Annotated in this window: 19 protein-coding genes; 7 read left to right on the top strand and 12 right to left on the bottom strand. The window is 31.4% G+C overall.

Annotated elements, in window-relative coordinates:
• The first annotated feature begins 26 nt into the window (after positions 1-26).
• The gene (locus tag KM029_RS04620) at positions 27-2,618 is read left to right on the top strand and encodes a leucine-rich repeat domain-containing protein (RefSeq protein ID WP_144075599.1); all 2,592 of its coding nucleotides are present in this window, start codon (positions 27-29) and stop codon (positions 2,616-2,618) included.
• Positions 2,619-2,689: 71 nt separating this feature from the next.
• Positions 2,690-3,211, top strand: a complete 522-nt coding sequence (locus KM029_RS04625; RefSeq protein ID WP_144075600.1) for a hypothetical protein — start codon at positions 2,690-2,692, stop codon at positions 3,209-3,211.
• 85 nt (positions 3,212-3,296) lie between these two features.
• On the opposite strand, the gene KM029_RS04630 is transcribed toward KM029_RS04625, so the two are convergent.
• From KM029_RS04630 to KM029_RS04645, 4 genes are all read right to left on the bottom strand, one after another.
• A complete protein-coding gene (locus KM029_RS04630) occupies positions 3,297-4,088 on the bottom strand; it encodes a GIN domain-containing protein (RefSeq protein WP_144075601.1) in 792 nt (263 codons plus the stop codon).
• 443 nt (positions 4,089-4,531) lie between these two features.
• Positions 4,532-5,695: a hypothetical protein gene (locus KM029_RS04635; protein WP_144075602.1), complete on the bottom strand. Its 1,164-nt coding sequence runs from the start codon at positions 5,693-5,695 to the stop codon at positions 4,532-4,534.
• Positions 5,696-5,776: 81 nt separating this feature from the next.
• A complete protein-coding gene (locus KM029_RS04640; RefSeq protein WP_144075603.1) occupies positions 5,777-7,351 on the bottom strand; it encodes a BCCT family transporter in 1,575 nt (524 codons plus the stop codon).
• A gap of 375 nt (positions 7,352-7,726) precedes the next feature.
• Complete coding sequence (locus tag KM029_RS04645) at positions 7,727-9,589, bottom strand: DUF349 domain-containing protein (RefSeq protein ID WP_144075604.1); 1,863 nt, start codon at positions 9,587-9,589, stop codon at positions 7,727-7,729.
• 266 nt (positions 9,590-9,855) lie between these two features.
• Here KM029_RS04645 and KM029_RS04650 point away from each other — a divergent pair, with 266 nt between their 5' ends.
• Both KM029_RS04650 and KM029_RS04655 read left to right on the top strand, forming a co-directional pair.
• Positions 9,856-11,076, top strand: coding sequence for an NADH-quinone oxidoreductase subunit D (locus tag KM029_RS04650; RefSeq protein WP_144075605.1), 1,221 nt, complete (start codon positions 9,856-9,858; stop codon positions 11,074-11,076).
• 5 nt (positions 11,077-11,081) lie between these two features.
• Entirely contained in the window at positions 11,082-12,359 is a 1,278-nt protein-coding gene (locus KM029_RS04655; protein WP_144075606.1) for a glycosyltransferase family 4 protein, read from the top strand.
• Here KM029_RS04655 and KM029_RS04660 read toward each other — a convergent pair.
• On the bottom strand, positions 12,356-13,108 hold the full coding sequence (locus KM029_RS04660; RefSeq protein ID WP_144075607.1) for a potassium channel family protein: 753 nt from the start codon (positions 13,106-13,108) through the stop codon (positions 12,356-12,358). The two genes, KM029_RS04655 and KM029_RS04660, sit on opposite strands and share 4 nt — an antisense overlap.
• Complete coding sequence (locus tag KM029_RS04665; protein ID WP_144075608.1) at positions 13,109-14,914, bottom strand: TrkH family potassium uptake protein; 1,806 nt, start codon at positions 14,912-14,914, stop codon at positions 13,109-13,111.
• Between the two features lie 125 nt (positions 14,915-15,039).
• Here KM029_RS04665 and KM029_RS04670 point away from each other — a divergent pair, with 125 nt between their 5' ends.
• Positions 15,040-15,255, top strand: a complete 216-nt coding sequence (locus KM029_RS04670) for a hypothetical protein (RefSeq protein ID WP_144075609.1) — start codon at positions 15,040-15,042, stop codon at positions 15,253-15,255.
• Here KM029_RS04670 and hemH read toward each other — a convergent pair.
• The 4 genes from hemH to ychF form a co-directional block, all read right to left on the bottom strand.
• Positions 15,252-16,298: a ferrochelatase gene (gene hemH, locus KM029_RS04675; protein ID WP_144075610.1), complete on the bottom strand. Its 1,047-nt coding sequence runs from the start codon at positions 16,296-16,298 to the stop codon at positions 15,252-15,254. The genes KM029_RS04670 and hemH overlap by 4 nt on opposite strands.
• Before the next feature lie 139 nt (positions 16,299-16,437).
• Positions 16,438-17,640: a hybrid sensor histidine kinase/response regulator gene (locus tag KM029_RS04680; protein ID WP_144075611.1), complete on the bottom strand. Its 1,203-nt coding sequence runs from the start codon at positions 17,638-17,640 to the stop codon at positions 16,438-16,440.
• 90 nt (positions 17,641-17,730) lie between these two features.
• Positions 17,731-18,492: a glycoside hydrolase family 25 protein gene (locus KM029_RS04685; RefSeq protein ID WP_144075612.1), complete on the bottom strand. Its 762-nt coding sequence runs from the start codon at positions 18,490-18,492 to the stop codon at positions 17,731-17,733.
• Positions 18,493-18,555: 63 nt separating this feature from the next.
• Positions 18,556-19,656, bottom strand: coding sequence for a redox-regulated ATPase YchF (ychF, locus tag KM029_RS04690; RefSeq protein WP_144075613.1), 1,101 nt, complete (start codon positions 19,654-19,656; stop codon positions 18,556-18,558).
• Between the two features lie 120 nt (positions 19,657-19,776).
• Here ychF and KM029_RS04695 point away from each other — a divergent pair, with 120 nt between their 5' ends.
• Together KM029_RS04695 and KM029_RS04700 are read left to right on the top strand one after the other, a co-directional pair.
• Positions 19,777-20,562 carry an O-methyltransferase gene (locus tag KM029_RS04695; RefSeq protein WP_144075614.1) on the top strand — a complete coding sequence of 262 codons (786 nt, stop codon included), beginning with the start codon at positions 19,777-19,779 and terminating at the stop codon, positions 20,560-20,562.
• Positions 20,555-20,947 carry a phosphoribosyl-AMP cyclohydrolase gene (locus KM029_RS04700; RefSeq protein WP_144075615.1) on the top strand — a complete coding sequence of 131 codons (393 nt, stop codon included), beginning with the start codon at positions 20,555-20,557 and terminating at the stop codon, positions 20,945-20,947. Before KM029_RS04695 ends, KM029_RS04700 begins: the two co-directional genes overlap by 8 nt.
• On the opposite strand, the gene KM029_RS04705 is transcribed toward KM029_RS04700, so the two are convergent.
• Together KM029_RS04705 and KM029_RS04710 are read right to left on the bottom strand one after the other, a co-directional pair.
• The gene (locus tag KM029_RS04705) at positions 20,948-21,664 is read right to left on the bottom strand and encodes a hypothetical protein (RefSeq protein WP_144075616.1); all 717 of its coding nucleotides are present in this window, start codon (positions 21,662-21,664) and stop codon (positions 20,948-20,950) included.
• 2 nt (positions 21,665-21,666) lie between these two features.
• A complete protein-coding gene (locus tag KM029_RS04710) occupies positions 21,667-21,951 on the bottom strand; it encodes a hypothetical protein (protein WP_144075617.1) in 285 nt (94 codons plus the stop codon).
• Positions 21,952-22,031: the final 80 nt, after the last annotated feature.

Below are 22,031 nucleotides of genomic sequence, written 5' to 3' on the forward strand. Positions count from 1 at the left end.
ATTCAAACTAGATTAAATATATCAAGATGCGCAATTTGTATCTATATACACTTATTTCATTTCTTTATTTAGGGCTAACAACTTCTGTTACTGCTCAAAACGAAGAAAATGAATTACCGGCAGAAAAGCTTCAGGAATACAAACAAGACTCAAAAGATTTAGTCATGTATTTTGAAGGTATGTTGAATGATATTGCTGGAGACGATTATACCAATCAAGAAAAAGGTATAATGATTAATGAGACTTACTTAAAAGTATTTCAATCTGATAAAACACAAATTGAAGACGATTTAGATCCAAACCGTCAGGTAGTTTCAAATAAAGATATTCAAGCTTACCTAAAAGATGTAGATTTCTTTTTTAAGCAAGCCACATTTGAGTTCATCATCGAAAATATTGCTCATAATGTTACTAACGATGGTAATTTGTATTTTACAGTAACAATGACAAGAAAATTAAATGGTATTACTGTAATGGGTGATACAATTGAAAATTCTATGGAACGTTATGTTGAAATTAACCTCGACCAAGAATTACAAGAATTAAAAATTGCATCTATTTACACAACAAAATTAAGTCAGAAAGAAGATATGGCTCTGTGGTGGAATAAGTTAGATGACACTTGGAGAAATATTGCAAGCAATAACATTACATTAAAAAATGATATACCTATGAATGAGGTTTTATCAATAATAGATTCTGTAATGATTACCAAAAATGATAGTACTGTTGCTTTAGACGAAAACATCTACAAACACATTGAAGGTTTCTTAAAAAGTACAGAGTTAGACGTATCCCTCAACCCAGAGGTAGTTGACTTAAACCCATTAAGTAAATTACGTAACCTAGAAGATTTAAACATTTCTGGCACAGGTGTTAACGACCTCTCTCCTATACGTACTTTGACAAACCTTAAAGTATTACGTTGTGAAATGACGGGTATTAATTCTTTAGATCCTCTGTTATATTGTACAAATATGCAGATGTTGATGATCAACGATACTCAGATTGAAGATTTAAGTATTCTTGAAAACTTTGCTGAATTAGAAGAGTTGTATTGCTTTAATACTACTGTTAGTGATATTTCATCTTTAGATGATCTAGAAAATTTAAAAGTTATTTGGGCTAATGATACTCAAATTGAAGTAATTGATGCACTTAATAATGCTAAAAAATTACGCTCTTTAGATTTATCAAATACTAAAATAAGTTCTTTAGATGCTTTATCAGGATTAAGTGAATTAGAACAACTTACTATTGATAATACATCAATTGAAGACCTTTCTCCATTATCAACAACAGCAAGCCTGAAGACTCTTTCTGCAGATAATACGCAAATCAATAAACTTTCTGCTTTAATTAAACTAGAAAATCTAGAAAGAGTTTATTGCGATAATACTGGTATTAATACGAGTATTGCACAAGCATTCATGCGTAAAAAACCATCTACTTTGGTTATCTATGGCTCTGAACAGCTACAAACTTGGTGGGAAGGCTTATCTCAACAATGGAAAGATATTTTACTTGAAGCTGCACAACTTACTGGATCGCCAGACAAAGAGCAACTACAACAAATTGCCAATATTAAGCAGATTGATATACACACATCAAATGGTATCCAATCTTTAGAACCCTTAAGTTTTTTAGTAAACTTAGAAAAATTAAATGCTGCTAATACCGGTATCACATCACTTGAGCCTCTTAAAAACTGTCCTAATTTATCAACATTAAATGTACAAGGAACAAACATTTCTAATATTGATGTTCTTGGGGTATTAAAAGCACTAAGGAAGGTAAATTTAAACGGTACAAAAGTATCGGATCTCTCTGCATTGAGTACGTCTACAACACTTACTAAAATAGATATTTCGAATTCACTCGTAAGTTCTATTACTCCACTACAAAATATCACTTCTATAAAAACAATAGAAGCAGATAATACTAAATGTAGTGAAGCAGGAATTATCCAATTCTCTAGAAAGTCTAACGCACTTATCATCTTTAGAACGGATAAATTAACAGCTTGGTGGAATGGATTAAATAGTGACTGGAAAACAATTTTTGATGCTCAAGTTAAAGGTGATACACCAACTAAATTTGAGTTACATCAGATTAATACGATAACTGAAATTGACTTAAGTAATCATAAATCAATTCGTGATTTATCTCCACTTACTGTACTTTATAAATTAGAAAAATTAGACATTTCTTTTTCTAGAATCAATACTATATCTGCTGTAAGTAAAATGTCTTCTCTAGTTAGTTTCTCATGTGATAATACTCCGGTATCAGATATAACACCTTTAGCGGCATTAAATGGTTTAACATCGTTAAATATATCTAACACATTGGTCACTAAATTAGATGCTTTAAACAGTCTAACTAATCTAGAAAGATTAAAAGTATCTGGAATAATTAAGGTGAAAAACATTTCGTATTGCTCAATTATGAAAAATCTTATTGCATTTGAATGTTACAATACGAGTGTAAACAATTTAAAGCCTTTAGTAGGGTTAAATCACCTTAAAACGTTAAAATGTTACAAGACTAAATTATCTATTAAAAAGGTAAACGCTTTTAAAACTAGCATGCCTAATGTGACTGTAGACTTTTATTAATAGATTAAAACATATAAAAAAGCTCTCATCTAGTATCTTTACTTTAGATGGGAGCTTTTTAATTTATAGCTATGGAAATTCAGAAATTTAAGCAAGAAGAAATTCAAACTCTACTCTCTCTTAGAGGAGCAGTAATAAACGATGTGGTATATCACGTTTGGAGTAATAATACTAATGAACAAGAAGAATATCAATGTCTTGATTGGTTAGAATTACGCTTTGAGGATAAATCTCGTCTTACTTTTACAGCAGGAGAAGAAAGTGATGGTATTAAAATAGTTATTTTCGATATTATTGAAGAACGAAAAAAACTACTTGAACAGTTTCAAGGGAAAATTGACATCAAAAGTTTTAGAGTTGTAAAAATGGATCTTTGGGCAGATGTGCTTAATGAAAAAATTACAGAAGTAAAACTGACTAAAATTAAGGAAGACTTCTATCCTAATGACGAAATGATTATTGCATTCGAAAATGACAATCAATTAAAAATAGGTTTATCTCATGAAGATGGACTAAGTGTTGATGTTTTTGAAGATGAGCCTCCTGTTATAACATCTTTAGATGATTACCCTGAAGAAGATATTGATGAATAATTTTTCTTCTTGAAAAAAAATAAAAAAGCCTAAGTAGAAGATTGAATTATCTACTTAGGCTTTTTCTTTTTAACTAACTTAATAACTAGTTAATAGGTCTAACAGCTGCTCCTCCAGAAACATTTTTATTAACTGTAACAGTATTATTTTGCACATACTCAATAACTCCACTACCTGAAGCGGTAGCATCTAGCACATTACTACAATTCACTTTAATACTAGATCCTCCTGAAGCTTCAACATCTGCGTTTGCAGACATAAGTTCTTCAGAATTCACATTACCTGAACCTGTAAGATCTACATAATATTCTTGTACGATTCCTCTTAGTTCTACAACTGCAGCACCTGAAACATCTAAATCAATATTTTTTACCACTGTATATTCATCAAATAGTACATTACCACTATTCTTAACAGAAATATCAATTTCATCAGTAAAACGTCCCATATGCGACGCATCCAAAGAACTATTTCCTTCCACATCAATTTCTAATTCATCTGTTGATGACATTAAATCAATTAGTTTTACCTTCACATCACCACTAATATCGCAGCTTTGAAAATCAGGAGATTTAATACTAATTTCTAATGGATTATTATAAAAGTCATTTGCTATATTTTCTGCTAACTTGATTTCCCAAACTGCATCTTCATCATCCGAAATTTCATATGAAATAGCATCTAATACATCTTGATCGGCATCAATTACTACTTGTTGCTTATCTCCATATTCTACAGTGATATTACATCTTAAAGAACCCGCTTTAATACCTTTAAAAGTATGTAATGGAATTGAACTACCTTCTACATCAACAGTCTCTTTGCTGCATGAGAATATAGAAATCAAAATTAAAAATGAGCCAATTAATTTTTTCATGTTATGAATGAGTTTAGTTTAGATTTTTACAATTCAAAGCTCTTCTTTTAAACTACCACATATAATGACTTAAGTCATCATTTTAACATCATTTAGCAAACGGTTTTAAAGATTTAAAATTATTAAAAATTATAGAAGAAGGTTAAAAAAATAAACTGCAACTCAAGAGAATAATTAGTGTAATTATAGAATTTAAAATTATAGAAAGCTTTAATTACATACATTACATCTCGTTCACAATATACACGAAACCAGATCCTAAGAATAGCGTTAAGTAATATATAAGTTAGAAAAAACATTCAGTAACACACTGAATTTAAGATATAAAGATTAAGAGTAATAGTTAGTTTTTGGGTTATGAAAAAGAGTTAGAAGTTTCTTCTAACTCTTTTTTTGTCTGTATAATTTTTAGACTTAAATTAATTGACAAAAGAATATTCTTTTTAGAAGTAAAAACCAAAATTGATATTAAACCTCATAAACCATTCTGCATCCATAGTTCCGTACGCTAGTGCATTATTCCATACAGGTCCTAACCAGGGTTGATCTTTACCAAATGCGGCATCCATATAAATATATACCATACCCGCTGTAATCATACAACCTGTAACATTTTGATAAGAATCATAAAACTCCTCTTCTGTTTTATCAAGCATACCAAAATCATTATAAAAAAGTAAGCTAGAAATCGGTCCCCACTCTACAGGTTGGTCGTAACTAACTCCAAGTGTATACGTTGCTCCTTCTGCTGCAACTAAATAAGGTGCTCCATATGCAGTCATGGCAACAACATCTGTTCTTTCTCCATCTGGTGCATTAGGAGACTTTTTATAATATGATAATTGTGCTTTAAGATTCCAACGTTTATAATCTACATCATAATGTAAAGCTCCAGCATAATGATTACCCATTCCTTCAGTATCTAAATTATACAGACCACCAAACATACCAGAAATACCTAATTGATGTTTGACCTTATCACCAAACTTTCTGATCACACGTGCATTTAATTGATTTACTTCTTTATTTCGATATTGTAATGTACCATCACCATTTTCATCAATAGATCCTATGTCATATCCATATCGACTATTTGACACATCCGTATCACTACCAAACTGTAATTCTTCTGCGTTTTTAAAAAAAGCTACCGCAATATCCCATTTATCATTATCATGAATGTATTTCACACCCATATCATGATCATCTTCTAAACCAACATAATAATTAATACTAAAAAACCAGTTATGAGAGTTGTACCCTTTGTTACCGAAAGGTACTTGGGTTAAACCAAGTTGGATTTCGTCACTTTCTGAAAACTTATATCCCATCCAACCTTGTTTAAGCATAGCACCTCCAAATGCATCAGAATACCATCTAAATTCTGCATTTAAGGTAATCCCTTTATAAGCTGCTGTTGGGTTTATTCTAAACACATCGTAACCAAAATCTCCACCTCTTTTTTGTTGCCCTTCTTTCCAATTAGAATAATTATAATTAAAACGTAAAGCTCCATCAATAGCTACTTCAGGTTTGTCTTGTGCGAAAATGATTGATTGATGAGAGAATAATAAAATGACAGTTAAAACAAGTAAGTTTTTATTCATATTCTTATGAATTTTTGTATGTAAGGAGTTAGATAAAAGAAAAGCCATCAAACAGAATATTTGATGGCTTTGAAAAGTTATTTATTCAGACAATTTTTTTGTCGGTTTTTTCTTAGGGTATTCCTTTTCATAATAATCACTTAGTGCTTTATAAAAGCTAAAGCACATTACAATAATGATTAATGCAAAAGGTAAACCTGTTAATATAGATGCGGTTTGTAAGGCTGTTAAACCTCCCCCTATTAACAATACTCCAGCAATTAACCCTTCCATTGACGCCCAAAATACTTTTTGGAAAGTTGGTGCATCATGTCTACCTCCAGAGGTCAATGTATCAACTACAAAAGAACCTGAATCTGATGATGTAACAAAGAAAGAAGTTACCAAAATTATTGTCAAAATAGACGCAAACGTTGTAAACGGATATTGCTCTAATAAATAATAGATTGCAGTAGAAACATTTTTATTTACTGCTTCAGTAATTGCATGATTCCCTATTAATTCTTGGTATAATGCACTACCTCCAAATATTGTCAACCATAAAAAAGTAAGTAAAGCAGGTATAATCAATACACCTAAAATAAACTCTTTTACTGTTCTACCTTTAGAAATTCTAGCAATAAAAATACCTACAAATGGAGACCATGAAATCCACCATGCCCAATAAAAGACTGTCCATGAATTTTGCCAATTTTTTTCTTGTCCAACTCCTTTGTATGAATTTGTCCAAAAACTTAACTCGAAAAACTCATAGAAATAGTAACCTACATTTTGAACAAATGATTTTAAAAGGAATAAAGTTGGCCCAATAATTAACATTAAAACCATTAAACTTAAAGCAAGTCGCATGTTCCACTCACTTAACATTCTTATTCCTTTATCTAATCCTAAAACAAGTGATAAAGTTGCTAACCCTGTAATTATTACTATTAGAGTAAGTTCAACAGCATTACTTGTTGGTATATTAAACAGATAGGTCAATCCTGAATTTATTTGTTGAACACCAAATCCTAAAGAAGTAGCTAATCCAAATAAAGTAGCAATAACAGAAATTGTATCAATAATATCTCCTAGAACTCCATAAATTCTATTTCCAAATAATGGAAAAAAGATTGAACGAATAGTAAGTGGTAACTTTAGATTAAAAGTAAAGAAAGCTAATGCTAACCCTACAACAGCATACAAAGCCCAAGCATGTACACCCCAATGTAGAAATGTAATTCCCATTGCATATTCTGCAGCCTGAGCAGCATCACCACCAGCTGCTATAAAAGGATTACTTTTAAAATGGTTTATTGGTTCTGCTACACTCCAAAATAATAAACCAATACCCATACCAGCACTAAAAAGCATAGAAAACCATGCTGTAGTAGTAAATTCTGGTTCTGCATCTTTACCACCAATTCTTATCTTTCCAAATTTACTAAAACCAAGAAATATTGCATAAATAAGAACACAGTTTACTAACAGGATAAATAACCATCCTACATTGTTAGCAACAGTATTTTGAGTTTCTTTAAACCACGCCTCCATAGGTTCTCCAACTACCAATGTTGTTATTACCAACGTAGCAATAACTAAAATTGATGTAATAGACACAGGTCCATTCGCTTTAAAACCAAGGAACGTTCTTTCGTCACTCCTAATTCTACTCATATTGATTGTTTCGAGAGCTTAACATAACTCCCAATGAAATACTAGAGGCAATAACCGAACGGTTTTATTTAAGGTACATCCTTAATAGGTAGAAAGGCTTTGAGGTGTTATAACCTACATGTATATGGACTTAGATTATATCATAAATTAAGTCCAATAACTTCTCTAGTACATAAAAATATTTTGATCTGAATAAAAATAACAAAACATGGGTCTGATTCCTAAAGTTGTTAAGATTATTAAGAAAATAACTATCAAATTAATTTCTTATATCAATATATGTATTTCACATTAAAACAAAAATTTGTAGTGCATAAAAAAAAAGCCATCATAGAATAGTTCTACGATGGCTTTTTATATATCAAAAAAACAATTTTAGTTATCTAATGATTGGATAACTTTTAATTGATCTTTTAGTTTTACAACTTCAACCTTAGCATCATCAATTTTTACATTATATTCTTCTAACAACTTATTTGCTGTTTTAGAATTAGCAAAAAATGCTAAGTTATTTTGCCATAAAGCAATATCATCTTCTAAGTTTTTCACCTTAGTTCTGATATTTTGCTCTTGGTTACGGAATCTATTACCTCCACCAGGAATATGGTTAAATACAGCTGCTAATGCTTGTAATTTACCTTTTTCATCAAGCTCAGTTGCTGTTTCTACAAATGCTTCAACAGCAGCAACAAACTTATCTACAATAGCATCTTTTTCTTTTCTTGGAACAAAACCAATTTCAAAGAATGCAGCAGATTTTTCTTCAATGATAGCTTGGTCAAATGCCGTATTATCAGCAGTTAATTTTGTTATCTCAAGGCAAATCTCTTCTTTCTTTTTCAAGTTTTCTAAGAACTCCTTGTTATCTTCATTGCGTTTGTTACGCTTTCTATCAAAGAATGCATCACAAGCAGCTTTAAATTCAGCATATACTGAATCTCTAAACTTTTCAGGAACTGGTCCAATACTTTTCCATTGTTTCTGTAAAGAAATCAATGCATCAGAAGATCCATTCCAATCTGTACTTTCTTTGTGCTCCTCAGCCTTTTTTACTAACTCATTTTTCTTCTCTAAGTTTACAGCTCTTTCAGCTTCTAAAACTTCAAAGAATTTATTTTTGTTAGCAAAGAATTGCTTAAAGTTTGCCCAGAACTGCTTATTAATTCCATTGGCTACTTCTCTTGGAACAGGACCAATTGCTTCCCATTCTTTCTGAACTGCCAATAAACTTTTAGTTTCTTCATTCCACTCTTTAATACGGTCAGTATTGAAAGAAGAGAAAGGTTCAACTTTTAAGCACAATGCTTGTTTTAACTTCATGTTAGCATCTAACACAAGCTTAAACTCTTCAGCATGCTTTCTTTTTATATCGTATATCTTATCAGAAATTTCTTTAAAGCTATTCCAAATATTGTCTTTTTCCTCTTTTGGAACAGGACCAATACTTCTGAATTCTTCATGAAGTGCATTAAGGTGCTGAACAGCCTCATTAATGTTCTCCATTTCTATAAGTTTTTCGGCTCTTTCTATTAAAGAACGTTTCGCTTTTAGATTATGCTGTCTATCTAATTCTTTTAATTCGAATTCGATACTCATTTGATCATAAAAACGATCAAGTAACGCACCATAAGTTTTATAAATCTCTTCAGCGAATTGTTGTGGTACAGCTCCTGTAGCTTTCCATTCTTTTTGAAGCTCTTTTACTTTGGTCATTACCCCCATGTCATCAGTGTTTTCAATTAACTCTTTGACTTGAGCGATAATAGAACGTTTCTTTTTTAAATTATCATCACGCATTTTTTGCATTTGCTCAAAATGTTGACGACGATCTGTTCTAATTGTACGGAATGCTTCGTAGAAATCTTTTACTTCTGAATCCGTATATTCAAAACCTTCTACATCTCCATTATCAGCTTTAAATTGCTCTTTAGCAGCTGATTCTTCTGCAATTCTTATTGGATCAAAAGATTCTTTGATCTTCTTAGAAATACGTTCTGCTTTAACAACGTCAGTATTACCTACTAATTTCTGAATCTCTTTTAATAATTCAGATTTAGATAGACCAGAATAATCTTGGTCTTCTTGTAATTCTTCTTCGATTGTTGCTTTTGCGTCATCATCACCAAAATCTGCTACATCATCCATGTCAGCTACATCATCAAGTTGTGATGCTGTATTTTCTGTTACATTTGATTCTTGTAACTCATTAGTTGGATTTTCGTCTTGTGGAGTACCCATCTTAAAAAACGGTTAAAAGTGCGTCAATAATTACAACTGACCATCTCGCTAAAAAATGAGATGGACCATAAGCATTAATTTACTTCTCTGCTTAAGAGAAATTTTCAGTGACAAAAATAGATTAAAATTTACATCTCTAATAACTATTCTGCATATTTGGGAGGTTTTTTGAGTTTAATTTTTTAATCTTAATAGCTCTTCCCCTATTTTCTTGAATAATTGATATAAAACTATCAATTTTGGGATAGCGAAGTACAAACAACTTTATGGAAAAAAGACAAATTCAATATCAGTTTGAAGAAAATCATTTAAAAAACTCTTCTGAGAATTTTTATGATCCTTCTAAATTAAAAACAGAAGAGATGGTCCTCAACCTTGGGCCCCATCACCCTTCTACACACGGTGTACTTCGATTAGAAGTGTTAACTGATGGAGAATATGTTGTAGATCTCACTCCTCATCTAGGTTATCTTCACCGTTGCTTTGAAAAACATGCAGAAAATCTAAATTTCCAGCAAATTATTCCTTACGTAGATCGTATGGATTATATGGCTGCAATAAATTCTGAACATGCTTTTGCTATGGGTGTTGAGAAGATGATGGGAATATCTGAGAAAATACCTAAACGTGTTGAATATATTCGTGTTTTGGTTGCTGAACTAAATAGATTAGCTTCTCATTTTGTTGCTATTGGTACATATGGCCTAGATATAGGTGCTACTACTCCATTTTTATGGATGATGCGTGACCGTGAACATATTTTAAGACTTTTAGAATGGATTTCTGGAGCTAGAATGCTCTATAATTATATTTGGGTTGGTGGCCTATATTACGATCTTCCCGTAGGTTTTGAAGAAAGATGTGCTGAGTTTATCACTTACTTTGAGCCTAAATTAAAAGAGCTTAAAGAATTAGTAATGGACAATAAGATCTTTATTGAAAGAACTGCAAATGTGGGTGTTCTTCCTTTAGATCTTGCTATTGATTATGGTACTTCTGGTCCTGTATTAAGAGGATCTGGTTTAGCTCATGATCTAAGAAGAGTCGATGGCTATTCTGTCTATCCAGAACTTGATTTTAATATCCCTATTGGTGAAGGTAAAATGGGTACAGTTGGCGATTGTTGGGATAGAACCAATGTACGTGTGGAAGAATGTTGGGAATCTCTTAAGATTATGAAACAATGTTTAGCTCAATTAACTACAGATCATAAAAGGGATAGAACATTTGATCCACAAGCATTAGTTCCTAAAAAAATTAGGCCTAAGGCTATGGATTTTTATAGTAGAGCAGAAAACCCTAAAGGAGAACTTGGCTTTTTCTTTAGAACAAATGGAAAATCTGATATTCCGGAACGTGTAAAAGCGAGGGCTTGTTCTTTCTGTAACTTATCTGTTTTAGAAGAAATTTCAAAAGGTGTTCTTTTATCTGATTTAATTGCTATTATAGGATCTATTGATGTTGTAATGGGAGAAGTTGACCGTTAGGTTTTGTGAGTGAAGAATTAATGATTTTAAAATCAAATAATAGAAATAAAATAGTCGATACTTTAGAAAACGGTTCAAAACGTAAAATTTGTATCATCACACATTGTTATCCCCCTGATTTTGGAGCGGCTCCTCATCAATATGAGCATATGGCTTTAAAATTTAAGGAAAAGGGACATGATGTGCATATTTTCACATCTCACCCTTACTATCCTACAGGTAAATTAACAACTGCTGATTGGTTTAAATTTAAACGTGATACAGTTATCAACTCTATTCCTGTTAAAAGGCATTGGTTAATACCTTCACAAAAAAACAATCCTATTTTAAGGTTGATCAGCATGTTTACAATGTTTATTTCAATGTTTACATCGTTATCCTTTTTAAAAGAAAATAAGTTTGATACGGTTATTGTCCAAACACCTCCTATTAGCTTACCTTTACTTGGTGTAATTGCAAAAAAGAGATTTGGTTTAAAGTTAATTCTCAATGTTTCTGATTTATGGCCTGAAGCAATGGTCAATTTAAATAGTATAAAACGTAATTCTTTTGCCTATAAGCTCTTACATAAATTAGAAAAATATTACTATAAAAATGCTGATATGATCTTAACTCAATCAGATGAATCAAAAAAATATATTAAAGCTATTGGGTTTAAAACTTCTATGGTTTACAGAATTGGCACTGACACAAATCGTTTTAGCCCTTCAGATAAAAAGAATCTACAACAAATTACTTCTTTTAACCTAGTTTATATGGGAGTTTTAGGTGTGGCACATGGCATCTTAGATTTAATCAAAAAAGTAGATTTTAAATCAATAAATACCAATCTTCATATCTATGGAAATGGAGTAGAGTTCTATCAGATAAAAAAGCACATCTCTTTAAACCAATTAAGTAATGTAATTTTACACTCTACAGTGCCTTATAATAAGGTACACAGTATTTTAACTCAATACGATGCTGCTATAATCTCTCAAAAAAATTATGTAAAAGGAACGCTCCCTGCAAAGTTATATGAAAGTATGAGTATAGGTATTCCTATTTTATTTCATGGTGATGGTGAAGGAGCAAAAATTGTTAAACAACATTACTGCGGTTTAACTTCCTTACCAAATGAATATACATTACTTGAAAACAACATCATTCAGCTAAGTAAAAATAATATTGAGAGAGACAAAATGGGTAAAAATGGAAGAACTGCTTGCCTTAATTTTTATGATAGAGACAAACAGTTCCAAAAATTAGAAGCTGAACTTCTAAAATTATATTCAATACATTAATCTTTAACAACTAAATCGGTTACACCTTTTAGTCTATCTTTACCACCAGCTACTACTAAAGTGTGATTTTCACATAGGGTGACATCTCTAAAGTCTTGAATGTATACTTTCTCATCTGCCAATTCCTCTCCTCTATCATCAAATTTTCCTGTTGGAATTAATTCTTTAAGGCAAATTACTGATACATGGAATTTATCTCTGAAACGTAATTTACGTACACTTTCTCCTAAAAATTCTTTCGGGATTCTCATTTCACAAATAAATACACCAGGAGCAACTTCGTCCATTGCCTTAACAGATGATTTATTCATCAATTCTAAAGCAAAACGTTTCCCTTCTTGTTTCTCCGGAAAAATCACTCTAGATATATCCATTTTATTCAACACCTTTGCATGCATATCTCGAGTGGCTCTAGCGTAAATTTCTTCAACCCCAAGTTCTTTAAGTGCTTCAATGGTTAATAGTTTTGTCTCAAAGTTTTTACCGTGAGATAGTATTATTATATCTGTACTTTTGATATGCTTTTTGAGAGCTAATGGATTTGTAGTATCTGTTTCATAAAGATATTCAAACCCCATTTCACGCAAACGCTTCAATGTAATTAAGCCATCTCTCGTGTCTTTTGAGTTATCATAATCATTATGAAGAATTATCAATAAATCTTCATTGTTGTTTCGTAAAGATTTGGCTACTTCGATACCGAAAGCGCCCATTCCTATTAAAACAAACCTTTTATTAATCTTTTTCATCTAACCTACTAATATTTGTGCTTCTGGATAGCGGTATTTAAAGTTATCGTTATTTTCACCTAACAATGAAACTAAAGTAAACAAACCGATTTTACCACTAAACATTACAAATGAAATTAAAAACTTACCTAAAACAGATAATTCTCCTGTAATTCCTCTTGATAATCCTGCAGTACCTAATGCAGAAAAATATTCAAAAAGTATATCTTCAGGCGGAACTCCTGCTTCTGAGATAGTAAGAATAAAAAGAGAAATGAAGGATAGCATTATAGACATCATAAATACAATTATGGCTCTACGAATACTAGCCTCTTTAATTGTATTCCATCCAACATGCACATGATCATTTCCTCGTATTTGAGCGAAAAAATATTTCAATAAAACATATACAGTTGTCACTTTTACCCCACCTGCAGTTGAGTTTGGCGCTCCACCTATGTACATTAAAAGAATCATCATCATGATTGTTGCCACTGATAAATCTCCAATTTCAACCACAGAGAAACCAGCTGTACGACATGTTATGCTCGTAAAAAGTGTTTGCAATAACCCATCTGAAAATGATTTTTCATTCCAAAAAGAGATATCAGTAAGATACACTCCTATAGTTCCAACAACTATTAATACTGCAGTACCTTGTAATGATAGCCTAGATTGTAAAGACAAATGGCGCTGATATTTCTGTTTTCTTCTTAAAACTTCATGATATGTTCTAAAGCCGAGACCACCTATCACAATAAGCAACATGATGATTGTTCCAGAAAACCAATCTACGGATAACCTTTCATCTTGTAAGCCATCATGGAAATTAGAAAAACCCGCATTACAAAATGCTGAAATAGAATGAAAAATAGATTTAAAAACAAGGTCACTAAAAAGTAAGTCTAGATCACTCCACGCAAAAAATAAACAGACAGCACCTATCAATTCTACTATTAAAGTGATATAAACAATACGCTTTAATATTAATGCAGATGAACTTATACTTTCTGACTCCATCATGTCTTGAATTACAAATTCTTCTTTAGTTTTTACCCCTTTCTGAATAGTAAGTGCTATAAAAGTAGTTAATGACACTACTCCTAAGCCTCCAATTTGAAAAAGAAACATAAGAATTAGTTGCCCTTTAAATGTCAATACCTCTGCAATATTAAATGGAGCTAATCCAGTTACACAAACGGCAGACATTGCTGTAAACCATGCATCTACCCATGTAATTGGCTGATTAGTACACTCTGGTAATTTTAGAAGAATAGTACCTAACACAACAATTATTAGTAACGACCCAATAATCATTGTTGTACTATTTGCAGTAAAAAACAACCAATATGACCTATTGTTTGCCAACGAGACCAAACTCGCAATAATCATTATCACCTGAACAATAATTATATAAGCATCCCAGCCTAGGTTGTGATATACTGGATGATCATAATTATGAAGTATAAATAATCTATAATATAGTATTCCTAAAATCATGGATAGAAAAACAATATCCATAAAATGCTCCTTTGAGAAGACTTTATCTTTCACTAATAATAACTTCAGTATAATTAGGAATGCATAAAACGTCACAATCCACCTGTCGTATTTAATCCAACTAATAATTTCTAATTCTGTTAAATTAAATCCTTGCGTATACACTAAAGAGATAAATGCTAATGCACCGATAATTAATTCGAAGAAAGGGAGGTTTTTATCTAACTTTTTTTTGAGTTTTCTGATCCACTCTTCTCTTTCAGATATTATTGATTTATGGGTACGTAAAATAAATTTTAAAAATTTATATTTCGTATGGTCTGACATTTTTTATTTTTCTAATTAAAGTTAATAAACTGTCGAAGTTATTAATATAGTTTTCTAAGATAAACAGAAAGTTCTGATTTCCGTAATGTTATTAGGTTAACATTTTAATTAAATTTCAATTTATTATGAAACAGTTTTTAATTTCAATTGAAGATGATAAGAACGCAAATCTTGTGAAAGAACTTTTAAAAGATCTTTCTTTTGTTAAAAGTATCAATGAAATAAAATCCTCAGCAACTTCCAATTCATCAGAAATTACTGAGGGCACTCTAAAGACTCAAATGATCGCTTTTAAAGCTGAGCATAAAAATCTTAATATTAACATTGAATTTAAAGATTAGGCATCTAATTCTGGAACATGTGCCTCATTGCCTTTTACTAGGTCTTCTAAACATTTAATCCACATTGGATGATCGTTTAGACTTTCTACTAATTGCCAATGTTCACCACCGTTTTCTTCAAAAATCTCTTTATATTCTTCACCAACTTCAACTGTAGTTTCTAAACAATCTGACACAAAGGCTGGAGAAAATGCCAATACGCTTTTCTTTCCACTCTTGGCCAAATCAATAATAGTATCTTCAGTATAAGGTTGAATCCATGGGTCTTTCCCCAATCTTGATTGAAAACAAACACTATAATCCGTATCCTTTAAGCTTAATTCTTTTGCTATTAAATCTGCTGTTTCAAAACAAGCAGAACGATAGCAGAATGTATTTCTAGAGTAAGCCTTTTTTACACAACCGTTTTCACCTCTAAGTTTACAGCAAGAATCAATTCCTGCTTTTATAATTTGGCGTTCTGGCAGTCCATGAAAACTAAAGATTACATGATCAAACTTTTCTGCACGCAAATATTTGTTTCCTATATCTGCAAAAGTCTTAATGTATAAAGGGTGTCTATGGTAATGTTGTACAAAACTTACGTCCGGTACAATTTGCCACCCTTTTACTAATTCCATTACTTTTTGAGTTACAGAACCAGTAGTTGCAGACGCGTATTGAGGAAATAAAGGTACTACAACAATTTCTGATACTGCATTGCGTTTTAACTCCATCAAGGCACTTTTAAGTGTTGGGTTTTGATACCTCATACCTAAAGCAACATGATACCCCTCTCCTAATTTATCTTGCAATAATCTTTGGCTTTCTAAACCATAATAGAGTAATGGTGAGCCATTTTCTGTCCAAACCTTTTTATATTCAGCCGCAGATTTAGGTCCTCTAAAAGGAGCAATAATTAAATTCACCAAAGGCCATCTTTGATAGAAAGGAATATCAATCACCCTTTCATCCATCAAAAATTCTCTCAGGTATTTTCTAACATCTCCTGTATTAGGGCTATCAGGAGTTCCAAGATTAACGAGTAATACGCCTTTTTTCATCTTTATATTTTTTCTTCTGTCCTTCAAACAGAAAGAATATTAATTTGTTCAAAACTTTATAAAAAACTAAATCTTTACCACTTATGTTTTCATAATTGATAAAGATTTAATTATTCTATTCAGAAATTGTATTCATTTTTTAGGCCTCAACCTTATTAAATTCAATCACAAAATCTGCTCCTTCACCTTCTACAGATTCACACCAAACTTTACCGTTCATGTCTTCTACCATTTTCTTAACAATAGATAAACCTAAACCTGTACTATGTTCTCCTCCTGTAGGGCGAGCAGATAATTTTTGAAATCTTCCAAATAATTTCTTCTTATCGTTTTCATTTAAGCCAGGCCCATTATCTTTCACATGCACCTGAAGAGTTTTCTCTCCTTCAACTAAGAACACTTTAACGTTAGTGTCATTATTTGAGAATTTGATTGCATTAGAGATCAAATTCTGTAAAATTTGTCCAAAATAAGTTTCGTCTACAGCTGCAAAAAGTTTTTCTTTTACATCTAAATCAAACGTAATATTTTTCTTCTTAGCAGTAAGCTCAAAACGTTCAACACTATCTTTTACAGCTTTTGATATATCTCTTGGTACAATATTTAAATTCGACGCTTTAGAATCTAAAGCATTTAAATCTAAAATTTGAGTGATCAACTCTTCTTGCTTATTGATAGATTGTTGTATCATAGTGATATATTCTTTCTGCTCAGAAGAGAATGTATCCATATCAAATTTCATTAATTCAATTAAACCTCCTATTTGACTTAGAGGGCTTTTTAAATCGTGAGCAACAATACCAATCAAATGATTTTTTTCACCATCAAGTTCTATTAACTCTTCGTTCTGAACTTGTAGTGCCTTTGTTCTACTTTTTACTTTTTCTTCAAGATGCTCATTTGCTTCTTGTAAAGATGAAAATAGACGTCTGTTTTCTACTTTTAAATTAAACGCTTCAATGGCATTATCAATAGTCACCATTAATTCGTCTCTATTCCAAGGTTTAGTAATATATCTATACACCTCACCTTTACTGATCGCGTTTATGATATCTTGTACATCACTGTAACCAGTAAGTACAATTCTCATAATATCTGGATATAATTTTCTTACCTCCTCAAACAACTCTACACCTGTCATTTTAGGCATACGCTGATCGGAAATAACAACACTAATATTATTATGTTCTTCCTTTAGGATTTCCAAAGCTTCGTCACCACTATTTGCGATCAACACTTTGTAGACTTTTCTAAAACCTGCTCTAAAAGACACCAAGTTTTGTTGTTCATCGTCTACGTATAGTACAGTGGGCTTATCTTTTTTAACTTGAACACTATCCATCAATATATATTTCTATTTCTATTTTTGTCAAATAATTGTATGCGAAAATACGAAGTAAATAGATGTAAATCGAATTTAAACATACTTTTTTTACTTCATTTTACCTATTTGAGGTAATGATTTTGGTGTTGTCTTATTTAAAGGCTCTAAATTGTATTTACCTTGAATACACAAACGTTTTAAATCATTTAACGTACCATCAAACACATTTAAGTCTACATCACCCCTAATACCTTTTACATTGCCATTATCTGTGTATTGCCAAAATATCCATTTTTTTGATTTATCAGACAATTTTGGATGAGTAAAAGAACTGTAAGCAGCTATCCAAACAGGGTACTTTTCGAACGCCTCTCGACCAAGTAGGTAATCTTCGTAAAACGATAAATTGGTATAGATAATAGGTGTAATTTTATATTGATTTTCTATAAGGTTTAACCAAACTTTAGCCCTTTCTCTAACGGTACCAATTGAGATCCCTTCCGTTGTTTCTAAATCTAAAACTGGCGGTAAATCACCTGGTTCTAGCTTTACATGTCTCACAAACCAATTGGCTTGATGAACAGGGTCTTTATCTGCTCTAAAGAAATGGTAAGCCCCTCTAACTAAATTAGATTTAGCTGCATTTCCCCAATTTCTATCAAACTGTTTATCTTTTAAAGAATGACTTTCTGATGCTTTCATAAAAACAAAAGAAAAGCCATCGTTCACTACTTTTTCAAAATTGATATCTTCTTGGTAATAAGACACATCTATACCATGAACAGCATATCCTATTTTTTTTCTTATTGATACTGAACAAATTATTACTACTATCAGTAAGACGATTATAAATAGTAAACCCTTTTTCACATTAAAACAGTAATCCCACTACTTTAGTAAAAATAGTGGGATCCTTTTGTATTTTATCTATAATTATACATTGAAACGGAAGTGCATTACATCACCATCCTCTACAACATAATCTTTACCTTCTACAGAAAGCTTACCTGCTTCTTTACAAGCTAATTCAGATTTATAAGTTACATAGTCTTCATAATGAATCACTTCTGCACGAATAAAACCTTTTTCAAAGTCTGTATGAATAACACCTGCAGCTTTAGGTGCCTTCCAACCTTTATGAATTGTCCACGCTCTCACTTCTTTTTCACCTGCAGTAAAGTAAGTTACTAAATCAAGAAGTTTATAAGATGCACGAATTAAAAGATCTAAACCAGATTCTTTTAAGCCATACTCATCTAAGAACATTTCTTTTTCCTCATCATCATCTAAAGATGAAATTTGCTCTTCAATTGCTGCACAAACTTTTATTAATTCTGCATTTTCTGAGTCCGCAATTTCTCTCATACGTTTCACAAGGTCATTATCCTCATGGATACTCTCTTCGTCTACGTTTGCAAGGTAAATTACAGGCTTTCCAGTTAATAACATTAAGTCAGCAACTTCTTCCCACTCATCTTCAGTAGCTTCAATAGATCTAGCATTTTCACCAGACTCTAAATGCGCCTTGAATTTTTCTAAAGCAGCCACAGTTTTTTTCGCCTCAGCGTTTCCTGTTTTAGCCATTTTAGTGTTCTTCAGTAACTTTTTCTCTACAGATTCCAAGTCTTTCAACTGAAGCTCCATATCAATTACTGATTTATCTTCTTCAGGATCTACTTGTCCGGCAACGTGAATAATGTTTGGATCGTCGAAACATCTAACTACGTGAATGATTGCATCAACCTCACGTATATTGGCTAAGAATTTATTTCCTAAACCTTCACCTTTACTTGCTCCTTTTACCAAACCTGCAATATCCATGATTTCTATTACAGTCGGCAAAGATTTTTGCGGTTTAACAAGTTCTTCCAAGACCTTCATTCTTGGGTCAGGAACGACTACAACACCTACGTTAGGGTCGATTGTACAGAAAGGAAAGTTAGCTGATTCAGCATTTTCTGCACTTGTTAAAGCATTAAAAAGAGTTGACTTACCAACATTTGGTAATCCAACGATTCCACATTTCAATCCCATTGATATAAATATTCTTATTTCAGAAGACTAATTCTTTCTACATATTTGCAATAAATATTGCATTAAATCCGCGCAAAGATAATCTAAAGTGCGGAATAATGAACTATAACATACAGGTATATGCAAGTTTTAGACTTTATAAAGTATAAATTTCAAGCAGGTAATGCACATGGGCTTCACTCCCCATTTGTTTATGACCTTTATACTCAAGCAATTGAGCCCAATAAGAAATATTATATTTTTGATAAAATAGAAGAAAAAAGGCAACAATTATTAAGAAACGATACAAAAATAAAAGTAACTGATCTTGGAGCAGGCTCAAGAAAAAATAATTCTGAAAGTCGATCTATAAAAAGTATTGCAAAAACATCACTTTGTTCTGAACGTACGGGTGCTTTTCTTTTTGAGTTGATTTCTAGATATAAATACAAAAATATTTTAGAATTAGGTACATCTTTAGGGATATCTACATTGTATTTAAGCACAGCTGCCAAAGATATTTCTACAGTTACTATTGAGGGGTCAAAAAGTATTTCTGTGGAAGCTCAGAACATTTTTAATGAGTTTCCAAATACAAATATCACGTCATTAACTGGAAATATTGATGATTTATTGGAAAGTGCTATTAAAAAATTACCTCAATTAGATGTTGTATATTTCGATGCCAATCATAAATTTGACCCTACAATAGATTACTTTGAGCGCTGTAAAAAGTTTGCTCATGAAAATACTCTTTTCATATTTGACGACATCTATTGGTCTAAAGAAATGAAAAAAGCATGGTTTACAATTATAAAAGATGAGGCAATTGGTATTTCTGTTGACTTATTCCATATTGGATTGTGTTTTTTTAGACAAAAACAGCCGAAACAACATTTCAAACTACAATACGAAACTCATGAATAAGAAAGTATTAGAAGAAGGAACTGCTATTGATATTCAATTTGATAAAAGAGGTGGTCTGGTACCTGTTATCGTACAAGATGTAGATTCTATGGAAATAGTTATGCAAGGCTGGTGTAATAAATTAGCACTTGATACTACATTAGAGTTAGGCAAAGCAACTTTTTGGAGCACATCTAGGAATGAATTATGGACCAAAGGTATGACCTCTGGAGATTACCTAGAAATTGTAGATATATTAACGGATTGTGATCAAGATTCACTTCTATATAAAGTAAAAATGGTCGGTAGTGGAGCCTGTCATACTAAAAATTCAAGCGGAAAAGCTCGTAAATCTTGTTTTTATAGAAAAATTGAGAATAATAATTTAAAAAATATAGATAAATAATTACTTCTTAATTTTTGAATAAGATAAAGGTATAAAACAATTAAAGTTAATTGACATTGCATTATCATTTCCCTTTACATTACCAAAATCTGAAACATTATCTAGGTAATCTGTAAAGGGATTTGTAAATGTACAGCTTAGCCCTACCCCAAAGTTGTTTTTTAAGTAATATGTAGCTCCAAACCTAGTTGGCATAGAAAAAGCAAAGTTAGAATAAACCTCATTCTCATTTCTTGTCTCATAAATCCCGTTTCTATTGTCTGAAATATTATCAATTAATTCTTCTCCATTTTCGTCCATAGGATTAAAATAAAATACCCCTATTCCTTGAGCTATATATAATTTAAAATTCCTTTTATTTATGATATTATACATTACAGAAATACTTGTATTTAAAGTATGAGACTGAAAATAATCGTTTGGGAATGGCTCTGTTAATGGTGGTACATAATCAGAACTTCTTAACTTCTGTCCTTGTAAATACAAGTAACTAAGGTCTACACGTAAATCAAACCTTTTCTTTTTATTAAAAACAATTCCAATATTTGCTCCTCCGTTTACTTTAGAATAACTAGGCGACAAATCCCCTCTATAAGAACCTAATGCACCACCTATAATGAGTGTTCTTTTTGGTTTTGGCATTACATCTTGCCCAAAAAGGCTACTTGTTCCTAATAAAAAGATTGATATGAGTATATAATTAATTTTTGTAATCATTTTCAGTGTTTTTTTGCCCATTCTACATAATTCATAATAGGCGCATCTTTTAAGATTAGTTCTAAAGTATTAAAATTCCTCCCCAATTCTTTTTCAGAATAGGTTTTATGAATATGACTATGACATTTTCGACAAATATTGATCCCTCTAGTTCTCATTTCTTCAAGTGTAAATTTCTTTTTAAACCACTTATTTCTATGTGTACTTTTAGGTATTAAATGATGAAAGGTGAGTAATGATATTTTATTACATAATTCGCACGCCCCTTCTTTCTGTTCTCTTTTCATTATTCGCAGATTTTTTAGAATGCGTATGATAATTATATGAATATAATGGTCAAATTTTTGTTTAGAAAACATAAACAGGT

Origin of the sequence: Flammeovirga kamogawensis (genome assembly GCF_018736065.1) — a bacterium.
Classification (GTDB): Bacteria; Bacteroidota; Bacteroidia; order Cytophagales; family Flammeovirgaceae; genus Flammeovirga; species Flammeovirga kamogawensis.